The sequence below is a fragment of the Paenibacillus sp. IHB B 3415 genome (assembly GCF_000802655.2).
Lineage (GTDB): Bacteria > Bacillota > Bacilli > Paenibacillales > Paenibacillaceae > Paenibacillus_AQ > Paenibacillus_AQ phytohabitans.
The window spans coordinates 1-4776 of record NZ_JUEI01000156.1 but is presented as its reverse complement, the minus strand read 5'-3'; the positions used below and the strand labels follow the sequence as shown (position 1 = coordinate 4776).

Sequence of the window (4776 nt, the reverse complement as noted above, 5' to 3'; positions counted from 1 at the left end):
GGGTTATTTTTCCATATCTACTCATGTCAGGTTTGGTGCAAGTGTACTGCGGAAATGAGGAAATGAAAAGGATAAATCCCTTTAAATCCACCGGAAGTGGGTAAAACGAGGAAATCAGAGGGAAAAATCCCTTTAAATCCGCCAGCCAACTTACCCTTAGTTCAATAGAGCGGCCCGTCATAAGGGGGACATCAGATTTTTTTACCATATTTGCCGGGCGGGATGCCGGTGATGTTCTTGAAGGTGCGGATGAAATTGGCATAGTCGTTGAAGCCGGACAGATAGCAGGTATCGGATACGGAGTTTCCGGCGGACAAGAGCTGCTTGGATAAGGCGATTTTTTTGAGCAGGACATAACGGTAGATGGTTCCGCCGGTCTGCTGCTTGAACAGGTGACTGAGATAGTATTTATCGACGTTCAGCTCCCCGGCTATGTGCTCGAGCGAGAGGTTCAGATGCAGGTGGTTGTCGATGTAGCTCATGGCCGATTGAATATGTGAGGAAATAATGCTGGGCACGGCGGAGCGGGTCCGGCTGTATAGCTCATTAACGATTACCAGAATCTGAATCAGGTAAGTCAGAGCCAGCACCTCGCTGCCGTATTGCTCACTCTCCAGTGCCGCAATGAGAAGTGAAGCTAGTGTCATATACTCGGTAAGCAGCGGCTCATCCATGTGGGCCAGATTATGCTCACCGGGCTGACGGTTCTGGAAACAGGCGAGCAGATTGGTAGTGGCTGTGCAGAAGGGATAGATAAGCGGCGCCTTGAAATGAATCGTCAACCGTTCGTAAGGCTCCGGGGACAAATTGATGATTTTGTGAATCTCGTGATTGTTGAACAGGAGCACATTGCCCCGCTGTAGCGGATAGCTGTATTGGTCGACGAACCCGTTCACACTGCCGCCGAGGAACAGGAAGATTTCGTAGTGGTCATGAATATGGAAATCCCTTGTCGGTGAGATTGGGGAATTGCCGATACCGGCCAGAATATCGCCGTTGAATGTTTGATGATACCTGGCATGCTTCATAGTCATTACCCCTTTGGCAAAATATAAGAATTTATATGCTTCGCACCAATATTATCCTTCTTTTCTCGCTGAAACGGAACCGTCCTTATTAAAGTACGGCAAAGCCGTTTCCACCACTTGTTGATCGCAACAAACGCAATAAAACATCATTATTCGCAAAGACATTGCAATAATACCACACTAAACTAGAGAAGAAGAATACCTGAAAGGGTGGAATTGTAGATGAAGGGTAAGGAACAGCGAAAATACTGGCTGGATACGATGCTGCTGATCGGAGGGCCCGTGCTGGAGGCTTTAGCCAAGCGGCAGCTGAAAGAGCAGCTGCCTACGGAGTTTCATAGTGACCGGAGCCAGTTTGCCCATCTGGAAGCTTTTGCGAGACTGGCCTGCGGGATGGCCCCGTGGCTGGAGCTTGAAGGACTTGAAGGAGAAGAAGAACAGCTTAGAGCCCGTTATGCCGGGCTGATGCTGGAAGCTATCGGTGCAGCTGTCGATCCGCAGTCGCCTGACTATATGGAGTTCAAGACGGAAGGCCAGCCGCTGGTCGATGCCGCCTTCCTGGCCCACGCGCTGGTGCGCGCACCGAAAGCGATTACAGGCCGGCTGGATGAGCGGGTCAAAGGCCATTTAATTACAGCGCTGAAGCAGACGCGCCGGACTGCTCCAAGCGGCAGTAACTGGCTGCTGTTCAGTGCAATGGTGGAAGCGGCTTTGTATATATTGGGTGATGCCGACTATGACCGGATGCGTGTCGGATATGCGGTTCATATGTTCATGGACTGGTACAAGGGCGATGGTGTCTACGGGGACGGCAAGGATTTTCACTGGGATTATTACAACAGCTTCGTGATCCAGCCGATGCTGGTTGATGTCGTGGCTGTCTTTGAACAGGAATCGGCGCAATATGCTGCGCTTAAGCCGGTGATTATGGAACGGGCACAGAGATATGCCTCAGTGCTTGAACGCAGCATTGCCCCGGACGGCACCTATCCGTTCCTCGGGCGCTCGATCGTGTACCGCTTCGGTGCCTTTCAACTGCTGTCGCAGGCGGCGCTGCAGCATTTCCTGGAGGAGGCACTGCCTCCGGCACAGGTGCGCAGTGCTTTGACCGCCGTGATAGAGCGGATCATGAATGCTCCGGGTACGCTGGATGAGAACGGCTGGCTGCGGCCGGGGATCTACGGCTATCAGCCGGAGCTTGCGGAGAGCTACATCAATACAGGCAGCCTCTATTTATGCGCTGCTGTATTCCTTCCGCTGGGGCTGCTTCCGTCTGACCCCTTCTGGTCGGGAGAAGAGCTGAAATGGACTGCGCTGAGAATAGCAGACGGCGAGAATGTCATGCGGGATCATGCGCTGGAATAGCGGGTGTTCGGCCGCTTTTACGATTATGAGGTGCGGCACTAATCAGGGTGGAGCAACGATAAGGAGGAAGAAACGGGCATGAACAGACAGGAGCTTGCCGGGATTGTGCAGGACATGAAGCCGGCGGACTGGAGCTTGTATTATCCGCAGGGAGATTCGGTTGGGTTTTGGACCCGGGCGTTATCATCCGGAGGATTACAGGCAGATATTAGCGAGATTCGCGCAGAGGCGCAGAGGCTGGACGGTCAGCCTATATCCGCGCTGACGTATACGCTATTTTCTATTTTTGCGCGTACAGGCTCGAGACTGGAATATGAACGGGTCTATTTCGAACGGAGAAGAAGACTGAATACCTATGCATTCCTAAGCCTGCTGGAGCCGGATAATACGGGGGCTCTGGAGAAGCTGGAGGATATCCTCTGGGTCATCTGCGATGAGTACACCTGGTGTCTTCCGGCCCATCTTCCCGCAGACCATGACTCTGCTGAGATCAGCCGGCATATTGACCTGTTCTCCTCCGAGACGGGATTCACCTTAAGTGAAGTATTACTGCTGCTGGGGGACCGGCTTCCGCTGCTGCTCCAGTCCCGGATACAGCATGAGGTAGAGCGCAGAATCTTCCGGCCTTTTCTTGAGCAGGGGCCATATTTCTGGGAGACATCACGCCATAACTGGGCGGCAGTCTGTGCGGGCTCCATCGGGGCAGCTGCGCTGCTGCTGGTGAAGGAACCGGCCATGCTGACGGGTATTCTGCTGAAGACAGAGAGCAGCATGAGCTATTATCTGGAAGGCTTCGGGGACGACGGCGCTTGTCTGGAGGGGCTGGGCTACTGGAATTATGGTTTTGGCTATTTCACTTATTATAGCGATCTGCTCCGGGCAAGAACCGGAGGCAGGCTGGACTGGTTCAAGCAGGAGAAGGTATCGCAGATTGCCCGCTTCCAGCAAAAATGCTTCATTGACGAAAGTCATGTCGCCAATTTCTCGGATTCGGTGCCTCAGGTACGTGTGCATATGGGCTTATCCCATTATCTGGCTGAGGCCTGCACGGATGTCCTGCGTCCCCCGTCTGCGCTCCGCGCTCCGTTCACTGAAGATCACTGCAGCCGCTTCGCACCGGCTCTGCGCAATCTGATCTGGACCAGAGCGGGCCGGGAGAACGGGGCCTGGGAGGCTGCGAGCTGTTATCTTCCTGATGCCGCTTGGATTGTCTCGCGTCATGTGCCGGCAGCAGGCTCCTTCGGGTTCGCCGCCAAAGCCGGCCACAATGATGAGCCGCACAATCATAATGATCTGGGCCACTTCATTCTAAGCGGCCGGGGAGAGATCTACGCTTCTGATCTGGGCAGCGGAGAATATACCGCTGATTATTTCGGTGCCGGACGTTACAGCTATGACTGCAATGGATCACAGGGACATTCGGTGCCTATCATCAACGGCCAGTACCAGGGCGCAGGCCGGGAGTTCAGCACCGCAGTGCTGCATGCATCTGCGGCGGCGGAGAAGGATGAGTTGACGCTGGAGATGGCGCAGGCTTATCCGGTGTCAGGCTTGCAGTCCTTGGTGCGTTCGCTGGTCTGGCATAAAGAGGAGCTGCCCCGTCTGGAATTGACAGACACCTACCGGTATGAGGGAGCTCCGGCGAGCTGGACGGAACGGTTTGTAACCTGGCGCAGGCCTAAGCTTCTTCACCCGGGCAGCGTACTGCTGCCGGGCACTGCGGCGGGTCACGGTGTTGAGGTCACTTATGATCCGGAGGCAGTCCGGCCGGAGATTACCGCGCATGTGTACCGGGATCATTATGGCCAGGAGACACTATGGCATAGTCTGGACTTCCATGTTCTTCAGCCAGGGGCGGAGGGAACATTCGCATTCACTTTTCAATTTCTGTGAAGATTGAATCAGGCGGCCCGAATTCCAGGTACCACACCCGCCGTATAGAAGGCGATACCAACAAAAGCGGCCGGTCCATCGCTGGTGTTCAGACGTAATCCGGCAAAATGTTGTATGAAATACAACTTAGATGCGCTTATATCTGGATGTACAGGGGGAATGTTGTATGGAATACAACTTAGGTGCTGCTATATTGGGATGTGCAGGAGGATTGTTGTATGAAATACAATAATTTCTTCATTAAACTGCTTGGATCAGGGGAAATGTTGCCTTTTGTACAACAATATTGGATTTAGGTCGGTTTATTGAGGGAAATGTTGTATTTTATGCAGGATTTTACAATGGGCGGGGAACCCGGGACTTTTTGCGGCAACAGCAGCGCCGGAAAAGCTGCCGCGCACGCCGCCGGGAAGCTGCTGCGCACGCCGCCGGAAAAGCTGCCGCGCACGCCGCCGGAAAAGCTGCCGCGCACGCCGCCGGAAAAGCTGCC

Annotated in this window: 4 protein-coding genes; 2 read left to right on the top strand and 2 right to left on the bottom strand. The window is 53.9% G+C overall.

The window, feature by feature from the left end:
* Positions 1–191 precede the first annotated feature (191 nt).
* Entirely contained in the window at positions 192–1028 is an 837-nt protein-coding gene (locus QW71_RS35665; RefSeq protein ID WP_052770593.1) for an AraC family transcriptional regulator, read from the bottom strand.
* Between the two features lie 222 nt (positions 1029–1250).
* On the opposite strand from QW71_RS35665, the gene QW71_RS35660 reads away from it, so the two are divergent.
* The gene (locus tag QW71_RS35660) at positions 1251–2393 is read left to right on the top strand and encodes a DUF2264 domain-containing protein (protein WP_039310626.1); all 1143 of its coding nucleotides are present in this window, start codon (positions 1251–1253) and stop codon (positions 2391–2393) included.
* Positions 2394–2471: 78 nt separating this feature from the next.
* Positions 2472–4286: a heparinase II/III family protein gene (locus QW71_RS35655; RefSeq protein WP_039310625.1), complete on the top strand. Its 1815-nt coding sequence runs from the start codon at positions 2472–2474 to the stop codon at positions 4284–4286.
* Between the two features lie 292 nt (positions 4287–4578).
* Here QW71_RS35655 and QW71_RS40765 read toward each other — a convergent pair.
* Positions 4579–4776 (bottom strand): hypothetical protein (locus tag QW71_RS40765; RefSeq protein ID WP_373604806.1); only part of this gene is annotated, 198 nt, incomplete at its 5' end.

Bases quoted from the DNA above. Each gene is read 5' to 3' on its own strand.
- QW71_RS35655 (WP_039310625.1), top strand. From the start codon at position 2,472: ATGAACAGACAGGAGCTTGCCGGGATTGTGCAGGACATGAAGCCGGCG.
- QW71_RS35665 (WP_052770593.1), bottom strand. From the start codon at position 1,028: ATGAAGCATGCCAGGTATCATCAAACATTCAACGGCGATATTCTGGCC.
- QW71_RS35660 (WP_039310626.1), top strand. From the start codon at position 1,251: ATGAAGGGTAAGGAACAGCGAAAATACTGGCTGGATACGATGCTGCTG.